Origin of the sequence: Mesorhizobium sp. B2-6-4 (assembly GCF_006441495.1) — a bacterium.
Lineage (GTDB): Bacteria > Pseudomonadota > Alphaproteobacteria > Rhizobiales > Rhizobiaceae > Mesorhizobium.
Genome location: NZ_VFUE01000013.1, coordinates 55403 through 79348 on the forward strand (window position 1 = coordinate 55403; position 23946 = coordinate 79348).

A 23946-nucleotide genomic window follows, 5' to 3' on the forward strand; every position below is an offset into this window, starting at 1 on the left:
GGGCCTCGATTGCATGTTGATCGAGCGAAAGGTATAATTGAAATTATCATTTTTCGGTCAATGGCTGCAAAATCGTAATGCCTGCGAGAACCATCCCCACCTTGCCCCCACTCGACTGGCTGCGCAGCTTCGAGGCAGCGGCGCGGCTTTCGAATTTTACGGCGGCGGCCGCCGAACTCGGCCTGACCCAGGCGGCCGTCAGTCAGCATGTCCGGCTCCTCGAGGATCGGCTGAAGACGCGTCTGTTCTCACGGCTGGCGCGGGGCGTCGCACTGTTGCCGGAGGGCGCCGCCTACTTGCCCCACATCCAATCAGCCTTCGCCACCATCGGCAGCAGCACGGCGGAACTGTTCGAGCCCCGCGCCGTCGAGACCGTCACCTTGCGGGCGCCGATCTCTTTCGCTTTGCTGGTGCTCGTTCCGAAGCTGCCCGACCTTGCCAAGGCGCTGCCGCGCATCCATGTCGACCTGGTGACGATCCATCGCCCGACCGACTATGACCTGCCGGGCTCAGCGCTGGACATCCGTTTCGGCAACGGATCCTTTCCCGGACGCCTGGCCGACAGGCTGACCGCCGAGCGGCTTGTGCCGGTGGCCGCCCCGGCCTTGGCCAGTGATGCCGACTGGACATCCCTGCCGCTGCTCCTGGTCGCCGGTGCGCGCGAGATGTGGGCGGAATGGTTCGCCGCGGCGGGATTGGCCGGTCGCCCCAGGCGCTCGCATCGCTTCGACAGCTTCGTGGCTGCGATGGAGGCTGCGCGAGCCGGCGCGGGCGTGCTTCTGGGCTCGCGGCCGCTGATTGACGAGGCACTCGAAAGCAAGGCCCTGGCCAGGCTTTCCGATTTCGAGCTCCCGAGCACATCGGGGCATTTTCTGACCAAGGCACCGATCGCGCGACTGACCGGTGCCGAGCAGGATTTCCGCCAATGGCTGCTGTCGCGCCTCGGCGAGCCATCTCCGACATGACGTTCACCGGCCGATGCGCTTCCAGTAGATGAGCGTGCCGGTCAGCCCGCCATGGGGCTTCAATGCATAGTCCGGTATTTCCCCGGTCAGCGTGAAGCCCAGCCTCTCATAGAGCCCGGACGCCCCCTCTTCGGTCGCCGTATCCAGAACCAGAAGCGTGCGGCCCCTCTCCACCGCAAGGGCCTCGGCCGCTTGCATCAGGCGGGTCGCCACGCCTTTGCCTCGACGATCGAGGCGCGTCATCAGCTTGGCGATCTCGGCCCGGTGCGGCTGGTTGGGCGGACAGTCGAGCAGCAGCGTGACCGTGCCGACCAGCCTGTCTGCCTCCCACGCGCCAAGCATCACCCGCTCGCCTCTTGCGGCCGCCGTCAGCGACGTGTCCCAGAACCTGCGGGCGGTTTCCGGCGCCAGCGGATGCATGAAGCTCACCGACCCGCCCGCGGCAACCGTTTCGACCAGAAGATCGCCAAGCAACGCCTGTGTCCGCGCGTCCTGCGTCAACATTCTGATCTCGATGGAATGCATGCTCGTTCTGCCTGGCTGAGATGGAAGGATCGATACGGTCGAACTGGCGTCAATCGAAAGCGCTGAATCGCTTTCCCTTGCGCGCCGCCTTGATCGCGGCGATGCGTTCGGTGTCCTCTTCCTGAAGGTGGCGTCCGCGTTCGAGGAGTTCGAGCGTGTATTCCTCATAGGTAAGTCCCAGCCGTTCCGCCTTGTCCACGCGCATCAGCATGACGTCGCGGCTCGGTGCTTTCCACGCCTTGGCATGCGCGGCCTGCCAGGCCAGGAAAATATAAGGATCGCCCTTGCCCCATGGCGGCCCCTTGTAGTCGTCGAGCGGCGGTCCCCCATTGTGGGAGCGCTTTGGACGTCTCGGCATGATGTCAGGCCCTGACCAGCGCGACGAGATAGTCGGCGCCCGCCTCGAGCGCATGGAAGGTGCAGTCCGACGGCGCGCCGAGCGCCAGACAGTCGCCGGGCTCGAGCCTGTGCACCAGATCGCCTTCGATGAATTCCAGCCGTCCGGAGATCAGCCATATCTGCTGTTTGATGAAGGCGTAGGATGCCGCGGGCAGGCTGACCTTGGCGCCCGCCGGCAGATGAACCCTGATCAGTTCGAGCGGCATGTCGCCGGCCGGCGAAAGATGCCGCCTGACATAGCCGGTGTCGGGATCGCGCCAGACGGGCTGGTCGCTCGCCCGCAGCAAGCCGCCGCCCTGCAATTCCGCGCGTGCGATAAGGGTCGACAGCGTCATGCCGAAGGCGGCGGCGATCCGCACCAGGAGCGCTGCCGTCGGGCTGGTCATGCCGCGCTCGATCGTGCTCAGCATGGCTTTGGAGACGCCGGAGCGCTCGGCGAGCTCGGCCAGGGACCAGTCCCGTATCGTCCTCTCGGCGTGTATCCGTCTGCCGATTGTCGAGGTAATGTCGTTCGTCATATCATCCATTCGTCTATTATAGCGAAAACCGATAGCTGGAAAAGAGCCTTGTCGCGACAATTTTCGCCGGCTTCTTAATCGTCCCTACACCATCCGGCCACACTCGACCTTAACCCCGTTCCTGTAGGCTTCGACGTGAGGGAAAATGGGGATTGGCCTGTCCATGTATGTCGAACGCGAAGCCTCGGTCGGAGAACCGACATCGCAGGAGCGCCGCAACGCCGAACAGAACGACAGGCGCATCCTGGGCAATGTCGTGCAATGCGACGGTGCGCGCGCCACCATCAGCGCCTTTGCGGACGACGTCGACGGCGCGGTGACCGGCCTGTGGACGGTCGGCAAGATGATCTCGGTCAATCTCGGCACCACGCGCACCGTCGGCCTGGTCTATGCGATCGGCAAGTCGGATCGCGCCTGGAACAGCGAAGGCCAGAACGCCATCGAGGTCAGCATCGAGCTGATCGGCGAAGTGCGCGACGGCGCCGAACCCGGCTCCAAGCCGATCTTCGACCGCGGCATCACCACCTATCCCCATATCGGCGCCATCGCGCACCGCATCCGCAGCCGTGACCTGCAGGCCGTCTACGATCTGGCCGGGCGTCATTCGATCACCATCGGCTCGCTGTCGCAGGACGAGGCGATCGCCGCCAACATCGCCATCGACGACACGCTGGCGCGCCACTTTGCCATTGTCGGCACCACCGGTGTCGGCAAGTCCACCGCCGTCTCGCTGCTGCTGCGCAAATCGATCGCGGCGCGGCCGGATCTGCGCATCCTGATCCTCGATCCGCACAATGAATTCGCCGCGTCGCTGCCCGAATATTGCGTCAAGGTCGATTCCAAGACGCTCGACCTTCCGTTCTGGATGTTCCGGCTCGAGGAATTCGCCGAGGTTCTGTTTCGCGGCCGCGAGACCGTGCCCGACGAGATCGATGCGCTGCGCGACCTCATTCCGCTCGCCAAAAACCTCTATCGCAACCCCAATTCCGGCGCCTATCTCAGGCGCGGCAGCGATGCGCTAACCGCGGATACGCCAGTGCCCTACCGCATTGCCGATCTGCTCAAGCAGATTGACGAGCGCATGGGCATGCTTGAAAGCAAGAACGAGCGCCCGACGCTCAAATCGCTGAAGACTCGCATCGAATCGGCGGCAGCCGATCCGCGCTACCGTTTCATGTTCAACTCGCGCCTGATCGAGGACACCATCCACGAGACGATCGGCAACATCTTCCGCGTGCCGCATAACGGCCGCCCTGTGACCTGTTTCGAAATGGCCGGCATGCCGTCCGAAGTGGTCAATTCCGTCTGTTCGGTGCTGGCGCGCCTGGCGTTCGACCTTGCGCTGTGGAGCGAGGGCAAGCTGCAGCTCCTATTGCTGTGCGAAGAAGCGCATCGCTACATGCCGGCCGATGCGCGCCTCGGCTTCGCGCCGACAAGGCACGCGCTGTCGCGCATTGCCAAGGAAGGCCGCAAGTATGGCTGCTATCTCGGCGTCGTCACCCAACGCCCGGGCGAACTTGACCCGACCATCCTGTCGCAATGCTCGACTTTTTTCGCCATGCGGCTCGCCAATGAGCAAGACCAGGCGATCATCCGTTCGGCCATCGCCGACTCGTCCGCCTCCACGCTTGCTTTCCTGTCGTCCATGGGCCAGCGCGAAGCCATCGCCTTCGGCGAAGGCGTGGCCACGACGATGCGGCTGAAGTTCGAGAGACTGCCGGCTGAACTGATCCCCGGCACGGCGAAGCGCGAACAAGCCATGTCGTCGAAAACCGGCGACGATGTCGATCTGGTGACGATAGTGGAACGGCTTCGCAACGTTCCAAAGCCGCAGCAGCAGGCGATGGCCTTTGCCGAAGTGGTCGATTCTGGCCGCCAGGCTGGCGATCCCGACTACCGCAAGCCGCCGGCCGCACGCGTGCAATCGGATGATGATTTCGATATGCGCTACGGCCTCAAGCCCGCCACCTTCGGCATGCGCCCTCAGAACGATTGAGCCTGCAAGCTCTCTGACGACCGGCCGGGAAGCCGCACACAAGCTTCCAAAGGCTTCATCGAACCAGCTTGGTCAAATCCCGAAAGGGAATTCATCAGGCCGGATTGAATGGCGTGGTTTTCGAGAAGCCGGAGCGGAGCGGACATTCAGTCCGTGAGCACCGGAAGTCGAAAAAGCCGCGTCAGGCAACCGGCCTCATGAATTCTTCTTCGGGATTTCAGGCGCAGACGCGGTTGCGGCCTTGCCTCTTGGCCTCGTAGAGCTGGCGGTCGGCTCGGCGATAGAATTCTTCCGCCGTCTCCTTGCGGTCCCAAACGGCAAGGCCGACGCTGGTGGTGATCTTGAGCCGGACATTGCCGGAGAGAACCGACATGTTGGCGATCGCCTTGCGGATACGCTCGGCGAATTTCGACAACAATTCCGCCTCCATGTTGGGCGTGACCACGGCGAATTCCTCGCCGCCCAATCGCGCCACCACGTCATGGTAGCGCGTCATGTCCTTGAGACAGCTGGCGACGGCCTTGAGCACCTCGTCGCCGACGTCGTGGCCGTGTGTATCGTTGACCTGCTTGAAATGATCGAGGTCCAGGATCATCAGCCCGACGGGTTTCTCGATGCGCTTGAACTCTTCGAGGTATTCCTTCAGCGCGTCGTCGAAATAGCGCCGGTTCTGCATGCCGGTCAGGCTGTCTGTCAGCGCCGCATGTTCGAACGTCTCGGAGCGGGCGCTCAGCGACACGGTCATGGCGCGCAGCTTGCCTTCCTCCGTCGCCTGCCTGCGGATCAGCGGGTATATGAAGAAGATGCCGAAGAACAGCGCGGTCGCGAGCAGCACGCCCGTCGCGAAAAGCAGCTTGTTGAGGTAGATAACCTTGTCCAGGCCGGAGGCCGTGTGCAGTTCGGTGGCAAAGGATTGCAGCAATCCATAGGCATGCAGCGTCACCAGGCCGGCGGCCAGGATCACGAAGATAAAGACGAAAAACGCCGATTCCGCCTTGTGGAAACGCATCTGCTCCCCGATGGAAAAATGCCCATCGACCTTATGGCATGGCGGGCCTTACGGAGGGTTAATTTGGACAACCATAACGAGAACCTTTCCGTGAAGGAAAGGCTTTCTAGGTTGCATTAGCAACAAGCGTTTGGATCGTGGTTTCGATATCGTCACCAGGATGCAATCTTTGCCATTCCGGTCCTAGCTGGTGCCGAAACCAGGTCGTCTGCCGCTTGGCATATTGCCTGGTTGCGATCTTGGCGCGCTCAATCGCCTCGGGAAAACCCGATTGTCCGGCCATCGCCGCTTGCAGTTCGCGAACGCCGATCGCCTTCATCGCCGGCAATTGCGGATCGAGACGAAGCGATGCGAGTTGCCTGACTTCGTCCAGTGCGCCCTTGGCCAGCATCTGGTCGAAACGCCTTTCGATGCGTCCGACCAGCGCGGCCCGCTCCGGCTCGATGACAAAGAAGCGGGCCGTCTGTCTGTCGATGAGCGGCCGGCCCCGCGCGGCCTGCCAGTCCAGGATCGAGCGGCCGGATGCGTCGAGCACTTCGAGCGCCCGCACGATGCGCTGGCTGTCCGTGGGCTTCAACTGCATGGCTGCCCTGGAATCCTCGCGCAGCAGGATGCCATGCAGTTTGACGGCGCCTTGCTCCTTCAACTCGTAGCGCCAACGGTCGCGTACCTGCCGCGGAATGTCGGGCATTTCCGAAATGCCCTCGGCCAAGGCGCGAAAGTAAAGGCCGGTGCCGCCGACGAAGATCGGTCGCCGCGAGAGCGCGCCGTCTTCGATCAGCCTCGTCACGTCGCGCAGCCACGCCCCGGTCGAGTAGGCGGTGCCGGGATGGACATGCCCATAGAGATAATGCGGTGCCCGAGCGAGGTCCGCCGCCTCCGGCCGGGCAGTCAACACGTCGAGAACCGAATAGGCTTGCATGGAATCGGTGTTGACGATCACGCCGCCTATACGTTCGGCCAGGTCGAGCGCCAGCGCCGACTTGCCGCTGGCGGTCGGCCCGGCTATCAGGATCGCATTCTTCACGCGGCCTTCGCCCGCATCCGCACCGGAATTATCGATGCCGCTTATCGCCACGCTTGTTTCCCATCCCGCCGATCGTGCCTTGTCACCATCGCTTGCGAATATGGCCTCACGGTCGGTGGGCGCAAGCACTGTTCGCTGGATGGCCGAAGACATTGCCTGCGATCTCGCACTGCCGGCGAATGCACAAGCCGACGAGGCGACCGCCAATCTGCGCGCGGCGCTGGCCGCCGAGCCGATCGACGTGATCGTCCAGCAGTCGGCAACGCGCCGCAAGAAGATCCTCATCGCCGACATGGATTCGACCATGATCGACCAGGAATGCATCGACGAGTTGGCCGACGAGATCGGCGTCAAGGAGCACGTCGCGGCGATCACCGCACGATCGATGAATGGCGAGGTCGCCTTCGAGCCCGCCCTGCGCGAGCGCGTGGCGTTGCTCAAGGGGCTCGATGCGGCCGTGGTCGATCTGATCGTTGCCAACCGGTTGACATTGGCCTCCGGCGGCCGCGCGCTGGTGCAGACGATGCGGGCCAACGGCGCCTGGACCGCACTAGTCTCGGGCGGCTTCGAGGTCTTCACCTCACGCATCGCCGCCATGCTCGGCTTCCATGAAAATCGCGCCAACCGCCTGCTCGAACAGGATGGCCTGTTTGCCGGGTTGGTCGGCGAGCCGATCCTAGGCCGCGCCGCCAAGGCCGAGGCGCTGATCGAGATCACTGCGCGTCTCGGCCTCACCCCGGCCGATGCCATTGCTGTCGGCGACGGGGCCAACGATCTCGACATGATCCGCCTTGCCGGCACCGGTGTTGCGCTGCATGCCAAACCGATGGTGGCCGCGCAGGCAAAGGTTCGCATCGACCATGGCGACCTGACCGCATTGCTCTATCTGCAAGGCTACAGGCAGGAAGAGTTCGTCCAATGAAACCAATGCGCACCGAGCGCCTGATCCTGCGCAACTGGGAGGATTGTGACCGCGAGTTGTTCCATCGCATCAATTCCGACGAACGCGTGATGGAGTTCTTCCCCTTCCGTCGCGACCGTGCCGCAGCAAACGCCAAGATGGACGAGCTGCGGGCCATCATCGATCGGGACGGCTATGGCTTTGCCGCCGCCGAGGTCGCTGCATCAGGTCAATGCATCGGCTTTGTCGGTATCACCGGGACCGACCATCTGCCGTTCCTTCCCGCCGGCACCGTTGAGGTCGGCTGGCGGCTGGCGCCCGAATTCTGGGGCAAGGGTTATGTCACGGAAGCTGCCGAGGCATGGCTGGCCTACGGCTTCGAAAAACTCGGTCTTGGCGAGATCGTCTCCTTCGCGGTCGAGAACAACCGCCGCTCCACTGCCGTCATGAAGCGCCTCGGCATGACCGCCGATCCCTCGGCCAACTTCGACCACCCCGGCATTCCCGACAGCCACCCGGAGCTGAAGAGGCATGTGTTCTACAGGCTGACGAGCGCGGATTGGCGGAAGAATCGTCGCTGATCAATGCCTGTCAGGTGGAAATTCGTCGCCGGACTGTGGCGATCTGTCTGCGACCCGCCCCAGCATTTTCGCGAAATCGCCCGGTGACGCGTCGCCGGCACGACGACGCAGGAAGTCAGCTGCCGCTTCCATTGCCCCGACCTTTTGCGCCACAGCCGACGCAATCCATTGATTGAGCGACACGCCATCGGCCTTCGCAAGGCGCGCGGCTGCTTCCTTAACCGACTGTGGCAGTTTCAGCGGATAAGTCGCTTTGCTCATGTACGAAGTCCTTCCAAGAACTCGGCCGGGCTCACAAGCAGTACATCAAAACGGCCTGCCGCAGCTAGGAAGTCCCGGCGATTGTGAGTCACCAACGCATCGGCCCGGCCGTTGATCGCTGCTTCAAGCACCATCTCATCCTTCGGATCGTTCAATTGCGGCCGCCAGAGAAAGTGCAGCTCGACCGGCTCAGCCAGCAATGCAAAGCCGGCCAGCAAACGCCCAGATCCGGCGCGGACAACCCGTGAGCCGCCACCTGCTCGGGTCTGGCCAGCACGGTTTCATATTCAAGAAACAGCGCTGTCGTCACTAATGGGCGAATTTGCCGATCCGCAATCAGCTGCAGGATGGCGAAAGACGCGCCATTCCTGCTTCGCAAACCTGCCGTCAAAACGTTTGTGTCCAGTACGATCCGCCTCACAAGTCAAAATAGTACATCCCATGGGATGTTACAATATGACTATCGTTAGCGATCTCAGTCCATCCGGATCGTCACAAACCTCAGCTCACCGGTCTTGGACGCCAGCATCAGCAGCGCGTTCTTGCGTCCCTGCTCCTTCAGCGCTCCGATCCGGTCCATCACATCCTTGGGCGTGGCAACCGATTCCTGTGCAATTTCGGTGATCACCTCGCCCGGCTGGATGCCGCGTTCAGCCGCGGCCGAATCCTTGGCGACATCGGTGATGACGACGCCCGAAACATCGGCGGCGATGCTGAACTTCTTGCGCGTCTCGTCGTTCAATTCGCCGACGGTCATGCCAAGCACCGAGGCCGTCGAAACCGCCGGCGCCTTGTCGCCCTTGTCCTGGTCGGTGTTGCCGTTTTCGCCGCTGGCGAGCTTCTCGCTGTCCTCGAGCCGGCCAAGTGTTACCTTCACCGTCTGCTCGACACCCTTGCGCACGATCAGCACGTCGACCGCCTTGCCGACCGGGCTCTCCGCGACCACACGCGGCAGGTCGCGCATTTCGTGGATGTCCTTGCCGTCGAACTTGATGATCACGTCGCCGGCCTGGATGGTGCCGTTGTCGACCGGTCCACCCTTGATGACGCCGGCGACCAGCGCACCCTTGGCGGTCGCCATGCCGAGGCTCTCGGCAATGTCGTCGGTCACCGGCTGGATGCGCACGCCAAGCCAGCCGCGCCGCGTTTCGCCATATTGGCGCAGTTGCTCGACAACGCCCGATGCGAGCTGCGAGGGGATGGAGAAGCCGATGCCGATCGAGCCGCCGGACGGCGAAATGATCGCCGTGTTGATGCCGATGACCTCGCCGGCGCTGTTGAACAGCGGCCCGCCCGAATTGCCGCGGTTGATCGCGGCATCGGTCTGGATGAAATCGTCATAGGGGCCTGAATTGATGTCGCGGTTACGCGCCGAGACGATGCCGACCGTGACCGTGCCGCCGAGGCCGAACGGATTGCCGATCGCCATCACCCAGTCGCCGACGCGCATCTTGGTGGAATCGCCGAACTTCACCGCCGTCAGCTTGTGGCCCTTCGGATCGACCTTGAGCACCGCGACATCGGTCTTGGTGTCGGTGCCGACCAGCGTCGCCTTCAGCGTGACTCCATCGGAGAAATTGACCTCGATATCGTCGGCATCGGCGATGACATGGTTGTTGGTGACGACGATGCCCTGCTCGGCGTCGATGACGAAACCGGAGCCGAGCGACTGCACTTTCTGCGAGCCATTGTCCTTGTCGCCGCCGCGGTTCTTGAAGAAATCGTCGAAGAAATCCTGGAACGGTGAGCCTTCGGGAAGCTGCGGCATCGGCACCGCGCCCGGACCTTCCGTGCCCTTCACCGTCTGCGACGTCGAGATGTTGACCACCGCGCCGAGCAGGCCTTGCGCCAGGTCGGCCACCGAAGCAGGCCCGTCGGCGGCCATTGTCGGCGTCACGAAGGCCGGAACGGCCACGGTGCCCAGAAGAAGCGCTGCCGCGCCAGCGACGAACGTGCGTCGAGCCGCGCGCAAAAGGGTGTTGGATGTCATCGAGAAGCCTCCCGGCACTTCTGAAAGAGAAAAGCGCTTCGACGGAAACGCCGTGTCGCGCCATGATGGCAAGAAATAGGGCACGTTTGCGGCTATGGCTATTGGCAGAGTGTAAATCCCGCGTTTTTGCACACCCCCTAGCCGCCGCGGATCAGCCAGACGATACCGACGCCGGCGGCAATCGCCACCAGCCCGGCAATCCGCAATGCATTCTCCGGCAATGACAGCACCTCGCCCGCCAGTTTCCTGGCGAAACCGGGAAAGCCGCCATAGACCAAGCCCTCAATGACGAGGACCAGGCCTATTGCCGCCAAGAAATCCTGCACCGGCCGCTACTGGCCGGTGCCGGGCGAAGTTGCGGGTGCGGTCGCCGGTGCGGCAGGAGGTGCCGGTTGCGGAGCCGCCGGCCTTGCCGGCGCCTCCTTTCCGTCAGGGTCGCGGAAGAAACGGAAGAACTCCGAATTCGGCGACAGCACCATTGTCGTGCCGGTGTTGTCCAGCGCCGTGCCATAGGCGTTCATCGACCGGTAGAAATCGAAGAACGCCGGATCGCGCTGATAAGCCTCGGCAAAGGTGGCGCTGCGCTGCGCCTCGCCCTCGCCGCGCAGGATTTCGGACTCCTTCTGCGCTTCCGCGATGATCTCGACCACCTCACGGTCGGCGCGGGCCTTGATGCGCTGCGCCGCCTCGTTGCCGCGCGCCCTCAGCCTTTCGGCCTCAGCCAGACGTTCCGCCTTCATGCGATCGAAGGTCTGCTGCGAGACTTCGGCGGTGAGGTCGGTGCGGCGGATGCGGACATCCTCGATCTGCAGGCCGAGCGAGGTGGCGTCGGGCCGTAGCTGATCGCGCACTTCGCGCATCATCACAGCGCGCTCCTCCGAAAGGGCGGCCTCGAAGTCGCGCAGACCGTAGACGCGGCGCAAGGCAGCGTCGAGACGCGTCCTCAGCCGCGCTTCGGCGAGCTCGATCTGGCCGGATACCGCGGCACGGAAGACACGCGGATCCGAGATGCGGTAGGCGATGAAGGCATCGACCTCATAGAACTTGCCGCCCGAGACCTGGACGCGGATGTTGTCGAGGTCGAAGCGCAGCACCCGATTCTCGATCAACTGCACGGTGTCGGCGTCGAAGAACGAGAACGGCGCCTTGAAGTAGATGCCGGGCTCGGTCTTGACGTCGACGATCTCGCCGAACCTCAGCACCAGCGCCTGCTGGCGCGCATTGACCACGAAGACTGACGAATAGAGCAGGAACAGGATGACCGCCGCGATGACGACGATGACGGGGAGACGGTTGGCCATCACTGGTTACCTCCCGTCGTCGCGCCAAGCGGGGCCGGAGCCGGCGCTTTCTGCTGCAATGCCGGCAGCGGCAGATAGGGGACGACCCCCTGCCCGTTGCCTTGCTCGACGATCACCTTGCCGGAGTCCTTCAGCACCTTCTCCATCGTTTCCAGGTAAAGCCGCTTGCGCGTCACGTCGGGCGCCTTGGCATATTCGTCATAGACGGAGATGAAGCGCTGGGCCTCACCTTCGGCCTCCTGCACCACCCGGTTCTTGTAGGCGGCCGCGTCTTCGCGGACCTGTGCGGCCTCGCCGCGTGCCTGGCCGAGCTTCTGGTTGGAGTACTGGTTGGCCTGCTCGACGAACTTATCCTCGTCCTGCTCGGCGCGCTGCACCTCGTCGAAGGCATCGGCGACCTCACGTGGCGGTGCGGCGTCCTCGATCGAGATGGCGTTGACCTGAAGCCCGGCTTTGTAGCCGTCGAGCGTGGTCTGGATGATCTCGCGCACCGAAGCCGCTATGCCCTGGCGGTCGTCACGGAAGATGTCCTGCGCCGGCCTGCGGCCGACGGCCTCGCGCATCGCGCTCTCGGCGACCTGCCGCAGCATGCCGTCCGGGTCGGAGACGTCGAACAGATAGGCGCGGGGATCGGAGACCTGATAGGCGACCGAGAACTGCACGTTGACGATGTTCTGGTCGCCCGAAAGCATCAGCCCCGACGTGTTGCCGCTGGACGCGCCACCGCCAATGTCGACGAGCTGCTCGGAAATCTTGGCCGTTTCGACGGTTTCGAGCGGCCACCAGTGGAAATGCAGGCCGGGCTGCGACAGCTCGGCCTTCGGCTTGCCGAAGCGCAGCTCGACCGCGACCTCATCGGGCTGCACGGTGTAGACTGCCTGGAACGCCCATAGCACGACCAGCGCCGCGCCGATCAGGCCGAATATGGCCGGACTGGCGCCGCCACCGCCGGGCAGCGCGCGCCGCAGCCTGTCCTGGCCACGGCGGATGATGTCCTCGAGGTCGGGAGGCGAGCCTTGCGGGCCGCTTGGCCCCTTCGGTCCCTGCCCCCAGGGTCCCTGATTGTTGCCGCCGCCGCCCCATGGGCCGCCGCCACCGCCACCTTTGTCGTTCCAGGGCATGAATGTCCTTTCGCTTGGAATTCCCTCAAGCGCCGGAATTTCGGCGCAAATCCAGTCTTGTTCTTCTATAGGGACGCCACGGCATGCTTTCAACGCGATGCTCTGCCGGCATCATCGGTTTTGGGCCGGTCGCGACCCTTTGTCGTCTTTAAACGCCTTTTTTCTTTCAATGGCTCTCGCGGCGTCGCTCGTAAACCGTATAGCGCGTCGCGTGGCTGTCCTTTTCGCCGACCGGGATCTCCTGCGAACTGACTTCGCGCCAGCGTTTCGGATCGATCGGCGGGAAATGCGCGTCGCCGTCGACAGCGGCCAGCACATGGGTGACATGCAGCCGGTCGGCTAGCGGTAGCGCCTGCGCATAGATTTCGCCGCCGCCGATGACGCAGACCTCGTTCACCCCGCTCATGCAGCGCCCACGCACATCAGCCAGCTGGATCGCGTTCTCGAGCGTATGCGCCACCTCCACCCCGTCGGCGCGCCAAGCCTTGTCACGGGTGACAACGATGTTCAGCCTGCCCGGCAGCGGCCGGCCGATGCCTTCATAGGTTTTGCGGCCCATGATGATAGGCTTGCCCATCGTGTCTGCCTTGAAGCGCTTGAGATCGGTGGAAAGCCGCCAGGGCAGCCCCCCGTCCCGCCCGATGACGCCGTTCTCGGCGATGGCGACATAGATTGCCACGTGCATCAGTTGCCGTTCCCATTGTCGGATGGATCGAGGATAAGGATGTCGATGTCGCGCTCTGGATAGAAGTCCTCAGCCGTCATCTCGAAACTCGTCGGCCCGACCTTCCTGACATTGTCGCCGCAGAACGAGACCAGGGCTTTGGGATTGCCCTTGTCGACGGTCAGCTTGAACTTGCCGATGCTGCCGGCCGCCCAGTTGCCGCCCGTGGTCAGGATGTAGGCGATGCGGCTCTCGTAATATTTTGGATAGCCGTCGGGGTCGTTCTTGGCAGCCTTGCGCACTGCGTTCTCGAAGGTGTCGTCCATGCAGTAGCGGGACTTGTAGGCGGCGTACTGTCCCTGGAACTTGCCGTCGTAGAAGAAGCTGACCGACGAGGTGCCGCCGACGCTCGGTTTGTAGCGGTGGGAAACGTGGACGTCCTTGTTGGCCGGAAAGGTCGAGCGCCACCAATAGGTCGAGCGCAATTGCCAGAACGGTGCATAATTGGGCTTCGCGCCAGCGCTGTCATCGACAGTGTCCTCGATGATGATGCCGCGGGTGACCCAATCGTCGGCCACCGTTTGCGGCAGCTTCGCGAGCGCCGCCTTTGCCGCTTCACCGAATGGGTTGAAAGGCACGTTCTGCGCCTTCAGGTCGGCACCGATGTCGATGCCGAGCGCGAACGCCTTCTGCTCGAGCTCAGGCTTTGCCGCCACGCCGTCGATCGTCACCTCGAAGCCAAGGAAATTGTCGCTCTGGTTTTCGGGGATCGCCGGCATCTCCTCGGGATCGCCGGAGATGTCGGGCATTGGGAAGGCGACGATCGCGTCGACGTCCTTATCGGTGTTGTTGTGGAAGACGTAATCCACGGTCACCTTTTCCGGCGAGATGAAGAGGTCCTCGCTCTGCATCGCCACGGCATCGCTGCGCGACAGCACCAGGCCGCCGGTGCCGAGTTCGGCAACGGAATCATTGGCGAACGCGGGTGCGGCCGACAAGGCCAGCACCGCCGTCAGAACATATCGCAACATGAAAGCCCCTCGGCGAGAATGTCGCGATGACCCTAGCGGTTTCAACGTGGCGTTTCAAAGCCCTTCCGCATCCGCGCCACGCCAGTCTGGACTAAAGGGTTGCGATCGGGCAGGAGTTCGCTTCATGCGCAAGCTTCTCGTCATCGGCATCGGCGCCGGCAATCCCGACCATATGACCGTGCAGGCCATAGACGGCCTCAATCGGGCCGACGTGCTGTTCATCCCCGACAAGGGTGCGAAGAAGAACGATCTTGCCGAACTGCGCCGTCACATCTGCGACCGCTTCGTCACCAACCCGAATTCACGCCGCGTGGAATTCGACGTGCCCGTGCGGGCCGAACCGGCGCCTTCCTATCGCTCGACTGTCGATGACTGGCACGAGGCAATCGCCGCCATCTATGAAGACCTGATCCGCGAAGAGATCGCCGAGGATGGTTGCGGCGCCTTCCTGATCTGGGGCGACCCCTCGCTCTACGACAGCGCGCTGCGCATCCTGGAGCGCGTACGCCTCAGGGGCAACGTCGCCTTCGAACTGGAGGTTATTCCCGGCATCACCGCCATCCAGGCGCTCGCCGCCAGCCACGCGACAGCGCTGAACCGCATCGGCGATTCCATCCTGATCACCACCGGCCGCCGGTTGACGGAAGAAGGTATGCCGCAAAATGCCGGCAGCGCCGTCGTCATGCTTGACGGCAAATGCGCCTTCAACACGCTCGCCGACCAGGATCTTTTCATCCAATGGGGCGCCTATCTCGGCACGCCGGACGAAATCATCGTCTCCGGCCGCCTTCGCGACGTCGGCGCCGAAATCGAGAAAATCCGCGAGCAGGCCCGCAGAGAAAAGGGCTGGATCATGGATACGTACGTGCTGAGGAAGGTAGGGGAGTAGGGCAGTAAGGCAGTAAGTGAACGAGACATCAGGAGCCGGAACACAAGAAAGCACACGAAAAATTCGACGCGCCCGAGTTGGTCTGCCCTACTGCCCTACTGCCCTACTGCCCTACTGCCCTACTGCCCTACTGCCCTACTCCTCCTCAATCTCCGCCTGCAACGCCTCCATATGCGTCGCGGCCGCCGAAGCCGCCGCGCGTTCGATGGCGCGGAAACGGCTGACCACGGCCAGGCCCACCGCCGTCAATTGTGCGCCGCCGCCCTTGCGGCCGCCGGTCTGCGCGGCCACCAGCGGCTTGCCGAACACCCGGTTCATGTCCTCGACCAAGTCCCACGCATGCTTGTAGGACATCTCCATGCCGCGCGCGGCGGCCGAGATCGAACCGAAGGCGGCGATCTGCTCCAGCAATTCGATCTTGCCCGGCCCGATGCGCCCGTCGGGGTCGAGATTTATCCGCAAGCTCAGCGACGGCATTTTCTTCCTCCGCGATCACGCCTGCCATGTTAGAGCGTCTTTGGCGGCATCGCTATTCCAAATAGATATAGCGCAAAGACCCACTCGCCGTCTCAGCCATCCGCCTCCGCGGGGAGCCCGCCCCCGGTGTTTGCCTGGTCGAAACTCACCGTCTTGATCACGGCGAAGACCTGTCCGCCGAGCCGCAGCTTCAGAACCTGCCGCGACTGTTCGGTGACCCGTGCCAGCACGGTCGCGCCGTTGCAGTCGATACCGATCTCGACCGTCGGCCCCTCGCCCGGTCTGATCGCGACGATCGTGCCGGCCAGGATGTTGAGCGCGCTGAGACCCGACGGCTGTTCGGTGGCGATCATGACGTCGCGCGCGCGAATGCGTATGCGCACCGGTGCGCCCACCGTCGCCGCCAGCTTGGGCACGCGTATCTCGCCGGCGTTCGAGCCAAGCACCGTCATGCCGAAAACCTCGTCATGCAGCAGTACGCTGGTGTCCAGCACCGCGCCGCCCTCGCCGCGCTCCTCCGCCGGCAGAAGGTCCAGCCTTTGCATGACAGCCGTGGTCGGGCCGCTGGCGGCAAGCTTGCCTCGCGCCAGCATCACCACGTCGCTCGCCAACCGCGCCACCTCGGCGATCGAATGGCTGACATAGACGATCGGGATCTTCGTCTCGTCGCGCAGGCGCTCGACATAGGGCAGGATTTCGGCCTTGCGCGCCTCGTCGAGCGAGGCCAGCGGCTCGTCCATCAGCAACAGCCGGGGGCTGGCGAGCAGCGCCCGGCCGATCGCGACGCGCTGCCTCTCGCCGCCCGAGAGCTTTGCCGGCCGCCGCGCCAGCAGCGGCTCGATGCCGAGCAATTCGACGACGGCGTCGATCTCGGCATAACGCTCCGCCGCCGGCGTGAACCAGCGGCCATAGCGCAAATTGCTCGCCACGCTCATATGCGGAAACAGACGCGCGTCCTGGAACACCATGCCGATCCGGCGCCTGTGCTTCGGCACGAAAATGCCCTTGGCGGTGTCGACCAGCACACGCCCATCGATCTCGATGCGTCCCTGATCGGGCCGGATCAACCCGGCAATCATATTGATCAGCGTCGTCTTGCCCGAGCCAGAGGGCCCGAACAGCGCCGTCAGCCGCCCGGCGCTCTCGAAGCGGATGTCGAGCGGGAAATCGCCGAGCCGATGGCGGATGTCGACAAGGACCGTCATTCGATGTCCATCCGCCGGCCGACGCGCCGCGCCAGCACTTCCGAGGCCACCAGGGCGGCCATCGAGATGACGATCGAGATCAGCGTCAGCCGAAGCGCGCCGGCATCGCCGCCCGGCACCTGGGTGAACGTGTAGATTGCCGACGGCAGCGTCTGCGTCTCGTTCGGGATGTTGGAGACGAAGGTGATCGTCGCTCCGAACTCGCCCATCGCCTTGGCGAAGGAGAGGATGGCGCCGGCGATCAGCCCAGGCAAGATCAGCGGCAAGGTGATGGTGCCGAACACCCATGGCGGGCTGGCGCCGAGCGTTCCGGCCGCCGCCTCCATCTTGCGGTCGACGGCCTCGATCGACAATCGGATCGCCCGCACCATCAGCGGAAAACCCATGACGCCGCAGGCAAGAGCCGCACCCGTCCAGCGAAAGGAAAAGACGATGCCGAAATGCTCGGCCAGGAATGCGCCGGCCGGCCCGCGCTTGCCGAAGGTCAGAAGCAGGAGATAGCCGGTCACCACGGGCGGCAGGATCAGCGGCAGATGCACCAGCCCGTTGAGCAGCGTCTTGCCCCAGAAGCGGCCGCGCGCCAGGAGCAGCGCTATCGCTATGCCCGGCGGCAGGCTGGCGATCATCGCCACTGTCGCCACCTTGATGGACAGCCGGACCGCATTCCATTCGTCGGGAGTGAGGTCCAGCAGCCAGTTCATGCGCAGGTGGCTATCCTAGTTGACGGGCGCAAGGACCGTGAAACCCTGCTCCTTGAATAGATCCGATGCCTTTGCCGTCCGCAGGCACTTCAGGAAGGCAGGCGTGTCCTTGTCCTTCGAATCAGCCGTTTGGGCAACCGGATAGATGATCGGCGGATGTGAATCCTCGGGGAAAACACCAACCACCTTGACGCCCTTTTCGGCATGCGCGTCCGTGGCGTAGACGATGCCGAGAGTCGCTTCGCCCGTCGAGACCAGCTTGAGCGCCGCACGCACATTCTCGGCCTGCGCCACCTTGCCCTCGACCGAGGACCAGACGCCGAGCGATTCAAGCGCGGCCTTGCCGTATTTGCCAGCCGGCACAGCCTTGAGGTCGCCCATGGCGAGCTTGCCGTCGCCGACCAGTCTGGCCAGATCAAAACCCTTTTCGATCTTGGCTTCAACGCCCGAATCCTTCGGCGCCACCAGCACGATCTGGTTGCCGAGCAGCTTCACTTCGGTATCGGGCTTGGTCAGCTTCCTGTCGGAAAGATACTTCATCCAGTCGAGATCGGCCGAGATGAAGACGTCCGCCGGCGCGCCGCTTTCGATCTGCTTGGCGAGCGCCGAACTCGCCGCGTAGGAGATGGTCGCCGCTTCGCCGACATCAGCCGCGCAGGCCTTGTTGACCGCGTCGAGCGCGTCCTTGAGGCTGGCGGCCGCAAACACCACGACCTCGTCTTGCGCGCGCGCCGCCGGCACTGCTGCCGTCCACGCCGCCGCGAAGCCACCAATGGCGACCGCCGCCACTGCAAAACCGTTGCGCGTCATGAAGCTCTCCCTGAGTTGGCATCCGGCCTGCTCGAAGCCTGCCATCCGATATATCCGGATGAATATAACAAGGAAAGGTTTTTCGCCCAGCGTCGCCATTGAATGCGCGGCGTCATCGCGACCTCGATAGACCAGCACGGATACAGCGAAAGGCAGACGAAGACGTCACAAGAAAATCGGCGCCCGTTGCCCTCGACGGAACCAAGGCTGAAATCTTCTAAAGCGCGTCGTTCCCCCAAAACTGCGGTCACTTTTGGGCGACATAGCTGTCGCCGCCGTGATCTATTGGGAGAGGCGAGACAATGTCTAAATGCAGATAAGTGTGTGTCGAAACGAGCCTTCCGGCGTCTTCACCATCCGCACTTTGCAGACATACCGCGTCTCGCTTGATATGGCGCTTGCGGGAAGGTCATTCCCCTCTGCGTCAGCGGGCTTGCAAGTCGCGCGGGGACAGTTTGGCAGCTTCGCAGCTGGATCGTCGCAGAACGGCTTCATGCTGTTGTTGATGCATTCACACCCGCACTCGGCAAATGCGTGGGCATTGAAAGCGAAGACAAAGACGAGCGCAAATACCGCTGCTGACAGTCGCATGGACGCCTCCCCGGAAATCTCCTGGCCTGAGGGTAAGGTCGACCGATCTTGTCGAAAAGATATCAAAACGACGTACCGGCGAGGCACCACCATCGCCACGGCCTCGAGACATCAGGTCGGCAAGGTTGCGCCGGCGGTTCAGACCGCAATCGGCGCCTTGATCGTCGCGTCGGCGACATAGTTTTCCAGCCGGAAATCCTCGAAGCGGAAGGCGAAGAGATCCTTCACTTCAGGGTTGATCCACATGGTCGGCAGCGTTCTTGGCGTGCGCCGCAGCTGCTCGCGCGCCTGCTCGAAATGGTTCGAATAAAGATGTGCGTCGCCGAGCGTATGGACGAAATCACCGGGCTTCAGGCCGGTCACCTGCGCCACCATCAGCGTCAGCAGGGCGTAGGAGGCGATGTTGAACGGAACGCCGAGGAAGATGTCGCCGGAACGCTGGTAAAGCTGGCAGGAAAGCCGGCCTTCCGAGACGTAGAACTGGAACAGGCAATGGCATGGCGGTAACGCCATCGCCTCCACCTCGGCCGGATTCCAGGCCGAAACGATCAGCCGCCGCGATTGAGGATTGCGGCGTATCTCTTTCACAAGATTGGTTATCTGATCGATCGACCCGCCATGGCCGTCCGGCCAGGAACGCCACTGCTTGCCATAGACGGGGCCAAGGTCGCCATTCTCGTCAGCCCATTCGTCCCAGATGGAAACGCCATGGTCGGTCAGATATTTGATATTGGTTTCGCCGGCCAGGAACCACAAAAGCTCATGAATGATCGATTTCAGGTGCAGCTTCTTGGTGGTGGTGACGGGAAAGCCGCGCGCCAGATCGAAGCGCATCTGGTAGCCGAACACGGAGCGCGTGCCCGTGCCCGTGCGGTCGCCGCGGTCGGCGCCATGATCCAGCACGTGCTGCAGAAGGTCGAGATACTGGCGCATCGGTTCGGCTCGATTCGATTGTGCGAGCATTATAGCTGCTAGACAGGCGGCCGAACACATCAAAACGGCGCAGGCGACGCTTGCCTCATCACTGTTTCGGCGTCTGCGCCGACATCCAAGCAAACTGGCCGCAGCCTCGGTGTCCGTCTTGCAACGCCGTCAATTGGCGAAACCATCGGTGACAGCATTCCTCTCCCCGTCTCTATACGGGGAGAAGATGGCGGCAGCCAGATGAGGGGCAGCACAAGCCGTGCCCGTTACAAACCAGCGGCGCGCTTCAGCAGCCGCGCGAGCACGGAATTCTCAGAGCGAACCGAGCTTTCCCAGGTCCTTGGCAACGAGGTAGTAAAAAGTCACTCGATTCTTGGTGTTGTCTGCGGCCATCGCCTTGCAGGTCTTCTCGATCGCAGCATCTGCCTTCGCCGCATCGGCGACGCCGAGCTTCTTGCCGACCCAGTTTTCCCGGACGCGCTCGAGTTCTTTGGGATCGGTACAGGACACCAGCGAGGAATCGCGGTTCCTGAGCGCGATGCCCAGATGCTTGACGATCTTCTCGACAATTTCGGCACTCGCCGTGGCGTCGTATTTCTTCACGTCTGCAAGATAGTCGGCCATCAAAATTCCCCTCGTCGGCGCCACGGATCCGATCGATGAGGGCTGTGGCGCGCTCCGCAACTCGTGCGCTCGGTCGGTAACTCCTCACCGCGGCAAAGCTTCGGTTGAGACCGTTCCCAAGTCAACCCTTCCGCGTTGCATTTTGACACAGGGACAAAGCACCATTGCGGTCTTTCATTTCTGGCGACGGACCCCTATATTCGCTTCGTCGGCTTGACCGACTATGGCGATAAACTGGCGATGAAATAAGCCGTTCGGACCCGGGGGCGGTACCCGGCGCCTCCACCAAAAACCGCTCTGGAAGACGGAGCGGCTTTTGCTGGGGGCGAAATAGGATCGACGAAGGTGTAAAGATCGTACTTTTGCCCGGCATTGTACCACCGTCATCGGGCTAAACTTATAGTTGCCAACGACAACTATGCGGAAGCACGTCTCGCTGCTTAATGCAGTGCGATAGCTTCAAATCAAGCCCTAGGGGTTCGCACTTCTAGGCGGGGTTCGGAGGTACCTGGCAACAGAAACCTCCACTTCTCCCCCTTTTTCATCTGCATCACGCGCAACGGCACGCTCGCGCCGGCCAGACTTCGTTCGGCCCATGGGAGACGACGCAGTGGAGCCGCGTGCCTCCTTCGTCATGGGTAAAAAAATGCAAAACAATTCCGACCGATTCTTCGTGCTGACCGGCGGTCCGGGCTCCGGCAAGACCGCACTGATCGAAGCCTTGCGCCGTGCAGGGTTCGCCACCTCGGTCGAGGCCGGACGCGGCATCATTCGCGACCAGTCCGCCATTGGCGGTCCCGCCTTGCCGTGGAGCGATCGCACGTTGTTCGTCGAATTGATGCTGTCCTGGGAGATGCGCTCCTACCAAGCTGCGATCGAACAGGAAGGACCGGTCTTCTTCGATCGTGGCGTGCCCGACACGCTGGGCTATCTCCGCCTCTGCGGCCTGGCGGTGCCCGATCACGTCGGCATCGCAGCGAAGCGTTGCCGCTACAACCCTCGTGTCTTCGTTGCCCCGCCCTGGCCCGAAATCTTCACGCAGGATGAAGAACGCAAGCAAACGCTCGACGAAGCCGAGCGTACCTGTCACGCGCTGGTCGGCGTCTATGCCGAACTCGGTTATGAACTGGTACGGCTGCCCCTGGCGCCTGTCGAGACACGGCTGCGCTTCATGCTGGACGAAACGGGATTGGCATGAAAAAGGCCGGGATCGGCCCGACCTCTTTCAATTTATTGGCGATCGCCTACTCCGCCGGCGCTTCGACAGCCTCGCGCGAACGGCCGAGCGTGATCTTGGCCAGGGTGAAGGAGATCACCGCGCAGAGCGTGATGCCGGCGACCATCGGCAACGGCGTGCCGTCGAAAAAAATGCCCGCGACACCCATGGCGAGCGCACCGATGGCGAAGTGCAGCGTGCCCATCAGCGCCGAAGCCGTGCCCGCGATCTCGCCATGCTCCTCCATGGCCAATACCGAGGTGGTCGGAATGACCAGGCCGAGAAAGCCATAGCCGACGAACAGCAGCGCCGCCATCACATCCAGCCGGTCCACACCGGAAGCCATGACAGCGAACAGTGCCACCATCGTCGTGGCGTAGCCGGTCACCGCCACCCACACCACCCGCTTGAGCCCGAAACGCTCGGAAAGCAGGCCGGTGAGCTGCGACATGCCGATGAAGGCGACGGCATTGATCGAGAAGAACACGCTATAGACCGAAGGCGACAGGCCGTAATGGTCGATCAGGATGAAGGACGAGCTCGACAGATAGACGAAGAAGCTCGCAATGCCGAAGCCCGCGATCGCCACCAGGCCGAGGAAATTGCGGTCCCCCATCAGGAAACGGTAGCCTGAAAGGGCGGTGCCAAAGGAAGAACCGGCGCGTTCTTCAGCCGGCCGCGTCTCCTTGAGCGAGGTCGCGAGCAGGATGGTTGCCAGCACCGCTGCGGCCGTGACGGTCCAGAACACGGCGCGCCAGCCGAAACTCTCGATGATCTGGCTGCCGGTCAGCGGCGCCAGGATCGGCGATACCGAGAACACCAGCATCAGCAACGACATCAGCTTGGCGGCTTCGTTGCCAGTGTGCAGGTCGCGCACGATCGCGCGCGGAATGGCCATGCCGGCGCTGGCGCCAAGGCCCTGCAGGAAACGGAAGGCGATCAGCCATTCGATGGTCGGCGCCAATGCCGAACCGACGCCGCCGACCATGAACAGCGCAAGACCGCCATAGAGCGGCAGCTTGCGTCCGACCATATCGGAGATCGGCCCGACGACGATCTGGCCGAAGCCCATCGACAGGAAGAAGATCAAAAGGCTCATCTGCACGGCTGCGGTGCCGGCGTTGAGATCCGCGCCGATCGAGGGCAATGCGGGCAGATACATATCGATGGCGAAGGGCCCGATGGCGGACAACAGGCCGAGCACGACCGCGATGCGGAGGAATTTGGGACTCATGATGTTGGCTTCTTTCGAATCTGGTTGCCGCCGCAAGGCGACGTCTGACCCCAGGACGTTCGATCCCGTGGGATTCCGACTCTCCGAGAGCGAATTGTTCGCCTGTCCAGAGGTGAACCCCTTATAGCGTGTCCACAAATTTAGACAGTCTTGTCTAAATCGTCAATCACCTCTATATAGATTTTCATGAGACCGGGTGTTTCTCCTGACAGTTTCCCGCCACGCAGCCACGAGGCCAAGCGCATCTCGGTGGTCGACGCAGCCGCTTCCGTGTTCTGCCGCGAGGGCTTTGCCGGCGCCAATATCGACCTGATCGCCGCCGAGGCGGGTGTCTCGCGCCAGACCGTCTACAACCACCATGGCGACAAGGAAAAGCTCTTCATCGCCGTAGTCCGCGATCTCACCGAGCGCTGCAATGCCGGCATCTTCGCCACCATCGCCACGTTCCCGGACCAGCCGAGGGATCTGGAAGCGGATCTGATCGGCTTTGCCGTGCGCCTGAACCAGAACTGCATCTGCAACCGCGACGGAAAATTCCTGCGCAAGCTGATCCAGACCGAAGGCGAGCGCTACCCCGAACTGTTCGCCGAATGGCGCGAACAGGGTCCTGGCAGGACATGGCCGGCAATCGCCGCCCGCTTCGCCCGCCTTGCCTATGGCGGTTACCTCGCGATCGACGACCCCGACGTCGCGGCGCGGCAGTTCCTCGGCCTCGTCAATGCTGAATTGCAGACGACCTTCATGCTCGGCGGCACCCCGGCCGAGGACGAGGTCGTGCAATCGGCGACAAATGGCGTGCGCACCTTCCTGCGCGCTTTCGGCAAGCGCCCCTCCCCGACCGGCGTCAAGAAACACGCCGCGCTTGCCAACGCGTGACATTTGCGGGTGACGCAAGCCGGCTTCCGCGATCAAATCTCGGCAATCGTCCTCGCTTCCTCGCGGCGGCGGTCTATATGCGGTTTACGCCGCGCTCAAGCTTGATTACA

28 protein-coding genes and 1 other RNA gene are annotated in these 23946 nt (G+C 63.0%); 8 read left to right on the forward strand and 21 right to left on the reverse strand.

Annotated features, from left to right (window positions below):
- The first annotated feature begins 77 nt into the window (after positions 1-77).
- Positions 78-965 (forward strand): LysR family transcriptional regulator, encoded by an 888-nt coding sequence (locus FJ426_RS19125; RefSeq protein ID WP_140825494.1) that lies wholly within the window; start codon positions 78-80, stop codon positions 963-965.
- Between the two features lie 3 nt (positions 966-968).
- On the opposite strand, the gene FJ426_RS19130 is transcribed toward FJ426_RS19125, so the two are convergent.
- The 3 genes from FJ426_RS19130 to FJ426_RS19140 are packed head-to-tail and all read right to left on the reverse strand — an operon-like array spanning position 969 to position 2416.
- The gene (locus FJ426_RS19130; protein ID WP_140825495.1) at positions 969-1490 is read right to left on the reverse strand and encodes a GNAT family N-acetyltransferase; all 522 of its coding nucleotides are present in this window, start codon (positions 1488-1490) and stop codon (positions 969-971) included.
- 49 nt (positions 1491-1539) lie between these two features.
- Positions 1540-1848, reverse strand: coding sequence for a hypothetical protein (locus tag FJ426_RS19135; protein ID WP_140516495.1), 309 nt, complete (start codon positions 1846-1848; stop codon positions 1540-1542).
- A 4-nt stretch (positions 1849-1852) separates the two neighbouring features.
- The gene (locus tag FJ426_RS19140; RefSeq protein ID WP_140564207.1) at positions 1853-2416 is read right to left on the reverse strand and encodes an XRE family transcriptional regulator; all 564 of its coding nucleotides are present in this window, start codon (positions 2414-2416) and stop codon (positions 1853-1855) included.
- Positions 2417-2570: 154 nt separating this feature from the next.
- On the opposite strand from FJ426_RS19140, the gene FJ426_RS19145 reads away from it, so the two are divergent.
- Positions 2571-4403 carry an ATP-binding protein gene (locus FJ426_RS19145; protein ID WP_140553686.1) on the forward strand — a complete coding sequence of 611 codons (1833 nt, stop codon included), beginning with the start codon at positions 2571-2573 and terminating at the stop codon, positions 4401-4403.
- 217 nt (positions 4404-4620) lie between these two features.
- Here FJ426_RS19145 and FJ426_RS19150 read toward each other — a convergent pair whose 3' ends face one another.
- Both FJ426_RS19150 and miaA read right to left on the reverse strand, forming a co-directional pair.
- A complete protein-coding gene (locus tag FJ426_RS19150; RefSeq protein WP_140495351.1) occupies positions 4621-5412 on the reverse strand; it encodes a GGDEF domain-containing protein in 792 nt (263 codons plus the stop codon).
- Positions 5413-5518: 106 nt separating this feature from the next.
- Positions 5519-6484, reverse strand: coding sequence for a tRNA (adenosine(37)-N6)-dimethylallyltransferase MiaA (gene miaA, locus FJ426_RS19155; RefSeq protein WP_140825510.1), 966 nt, complete (start codon positions 6482-6484; stop codon positions 5519-5521).
- Here miaA and serB point away from each other — a divergent pair.
- Both serB and FJ426_RS19165 read left to right on the forward strand, forming a co-directional pair.
- On the forward strand, positions 6474-7361 hold the full coding sequence (gene serB, locus FJ426_RS19160; protein ID WP_140825496.1) for a phosphoserine phosphatase SerB: 888 nt from the start codon (positions 6474-6476) through the stop codon (positions 7359-7361). The genes miaA and serB overlap by 11 nt on opposite strands.
- Positions 7358-7921 (forward strand): GNAT family N-acetyltransferase, encoded by a 564-nt coding sequence (locus FJ426_RS19165; protein WP_140825497.1) that lies wholly within the window; start codon positions 7358-7360, stop codon positions 7919-7921. The genes serB and FJ426_RS19165 overlap by 4 nt, the downstream gene beginning before the upstream one ends.
- Here FJ426_RS19165 and FJ426_RS19170 read toward each other — a convergent pair whose 3' ends face one another.
- The 9 genes from FJ426_RS19170 to FJ426_RS19205 all read right to left on the reverse strand — a co-directional run bounded on the left by FJ426_RS19170 (position 7922) and on the right by FJ426_RS19205 (position 14289).
- Entirely contained in the window at positions 7922-8182 is a 261-nt protein-coding gene (locus tag FJ426_RS19170; RefSeq protein WP_140495345.1) for a toxin-antitoxin system HicB family antitoxin, read from the reverse strand.
- Positions 8179-8400 carry a PIN domain-containing protein gene (locus tag FJ426_RS32055; RefSeq protein WP_281405495.1) on the reverse strand — a complete coding sequence of 74 codons (222 nt, stop codon included), beginning with the start codon at positions 8398-8400 and terminating at the stop codon, positions 8179-8181. The genes FJ426_RS19170 and FJ426_RS32055 overlap by 4 nt, the downstream gene beginning before the upstream one ends.
- On the reverse strand, positions 8334-8603 hold the full coding sequence (locus tag FJ426_RS32060) for a PIN domain-containing protein (RefSeq protein WP_281405496.1): 270 nt from the start codon (positions 8601-8603) through the stop codon (positions 8334-8336). Before FJ426_RS32060 ends, FJ426_RS32055 begins: the two co-directional genes overlap by 67 nt.
- A 54-nt stretch (positions 8604-8657) precedes the next feature.
- Positions 8658-10172 carry a DegQ family serine endoprotease gene (locus FJ426_RS19180; RefSeq protein ID WP_140664672.1) on the reverse strand — a complete coding sequence of 505 codons (1515 nt, stop codon included), beginning with the start codon at positions 10170-10172 and terminating at the stop codon, positions 8658-8660.
- Between the two features lie 137 nt (positions 10173-10309).
- Positions 10310-10498, reverse strand: a complete 189-nt coding sequence (locus FJ426_RS19185) for a DUF2065 domain-containing protein (protein ID WP_140825498.1) — start codon at positions 10496-10498, stop codon at positions 10310-10312.
- Positions 10499-10504: 6 nt separating this feature from the next.
- Positions 10505-11473: a protease modulator HflC gene (locus FJ426_RS19190; protein WP_140521174.1), complete on the reverse strand. Its 969-nt coding sequence runs from the start codon at positions 11471-11473 to the stop codon at positions 10505-10507.
- A complete protein-coding gene (gene hflK, locus FJ426_RS19195; RefSeq protein ID WP_140495337.1) occupies positions 11473-12594 on the reverse strand; it encodes an FtsH protease activity modulator HflK in 1122 nt (373 codons plus the stop codon). The genes FJ426_RS19190 and hflK overlap by 1 nt, the downstream gene beginning before the upstream one ends.
- 166 nt (positions 12595-12760) lie before the next feature.
- Positions 12761-13279: a dihydrofolate reductase gene (locus FJ426_RS19200; protein ID WP_140559551.1), complete on the reverse strand. Its 519-nt coding sequence runs from the start codon at positions 13277-13279 to the stop codon at positions 12761-12763.
- Entirely contained in the window at positions 13279-14289 is a 1011-nt protein-coding gene (locus FJ426_RS19205) for a DUF4424 domain-containing protein (RefSeq protein ID WP_140559550.1), read from the reverse strand. Before FJ426_RS19205 ends, FJ426_RS19200 begins: the two co-directional genes overlap by 1 nt.
- Before the next feature lie 124 nt (positions 14290-14413).
- Here FJ426_RS19205 and cobF point away from each other — a divergent pair, with 124 nt between their 5' ends.
- The gene (gene cobF / locus FJ426_RS19210; RefSeq protein WP_140559549.1) at positions 14414-15178 is read left to right on the forward strand and encodes a precorrin-6A synthase (deacetylating); all 765 of its coding nucleotides are present in this window, start codon (positions 14414-14416) and stop codon (positions 15176-15178) included.
- A gap of 135 nt (positions 15179-15313) precedes the next feature.
- Here the strand turns inward: cobF and FJ426_RS19215 are convergent, their stop codons facing one another.
- The 6 genes from FJ426_RS19215 to FJ426_RS19240 form a co-directional block, all read right to left on the reverse strand.
- Complete coding sequence (locus FJ426_RS19215) at positions 15314-15655, reverse strand: winged helix-turn-helix domain-containing protein (RefSeq protein WP_140559548.1); 342 nt, start codon at positions 15653-15655, stop codon at positions 15314-15316.
- Positions 15656-15747: 92 nt separating this feature from the next.
- Positions 15748-16860 (reverse strand): molybdenum ABC transporter ATP-binding protein, encoded by a 1113-nt coding sequence (gene modC / locus FJ426_RS19220; RefSeq protein ID WP_140559547.1) that lies wholly within the window; start codon positions 16858-16860, stop codon positions 15748-15750.
- Positions 16857-17561: a molybdate ABC transporter permease subunit gene (modB, locus tag FJ426_RS19225; protein WP_140495324.1), complete on the reverse strand. Its 705-nt coding sequence runs from the start codon at positions 17559-17561 to the stop codon at positions 16857-16859. The genes modC and modB overlap by 4 nt, the downstream gene beginning before the upstream one ends.
- A gap of 15 nt (positions 17562-17576) precedes the next feature.
- On the reverse strand, positions 17577-18371 hold the full coding sequence (gene modA / locus FJ426_RS19230; RefSeq protein WP_140559667.1) for a molybdate ABC transporter substrate-binding protein: 795 nt from the start codon (positions 18369-18371) through the stop codon (positions 17577-17579).
- Positions 18372-19100: 729 nt separating this feature from the next.
- On the reverse strand, positions 19101-19895 hold the full coding sequence (locus tag FJ426_RS19235; RefSeq protein WP_140557590.1) for a thymidylate synthase: 795 nt from the start codon (positions 19893-19895) through the stop codon (positions 19101-19103).
- 303 nt (positions 19896-20198) lie between these two features.
- Positions 20199-20510: a DUF2853 family protein gene (locus FJ426_RS19240; RefSeq protein WP_140559546.1), complete on the reverse strand. Its 312-nt coding sequence runs from the start codon at positions 20508-20510 to the stop codon at positions 20199-20201.
- A gap of 168 nt (positions 20511-20678) precedes the next feature.
- Here FJ426_RS19240 and ssrA point away from each other — a divergent pair.
- Both ssrA and FJ426_RS19250 read left to right on the forward strand, forming a co-directional pair.
- Positions 20679-21039, forward strand: a transfer-messenger RNA (tmRNA) gene (ssrA, locus tag FJ426_RS19245).
- Positions 21040-21156: 117 nt separating this feature from the next.
- Entirely contained in the window at positions 21157-21708 is a 552-nt protein-coding gene (locus FJ426_RS19250; RefSeq protein ID WP_140495318.1) for an AAA family ATPase, read from the forward strand.
- Positions 21709-21754: 46 nt separating this feature from the next.
- Here the strand turns inward: FJ426_RS19250 and FJ426_RS19255 are convergent, their stop codons facing one another.
- Positions 21755-22960 (reverse strand): multidrug effflux MFS transporter, encoded by a 1206-nt coding sequence (locus tag FJ426_RS19255; RefSeq protein ID WP_140516527.1) that lies wholly within the window; start codon positions 22958-22960, stop codon positions 21755-21757.
- A 186-nt stretch (positions 22961-23146) separates the two neighbouring features.
- Here FJ426_RS19255 and FJ426_RS19260 point away from each other — a divergent pair, with 186 nt between their 5' ends.
- Positions 23147-23836 (forward strand): TetR/AcrR family transcriptional regulator, encoded by a 690-nt coding sequence (locus FJ426_RS19260; protein WP_140521179.1) that lies wholly within the window; start codon positions 23147-23149, stop codon positions 23834-23836.
- Positions 23837-23946: the final 110 nt, after the last annotated feature.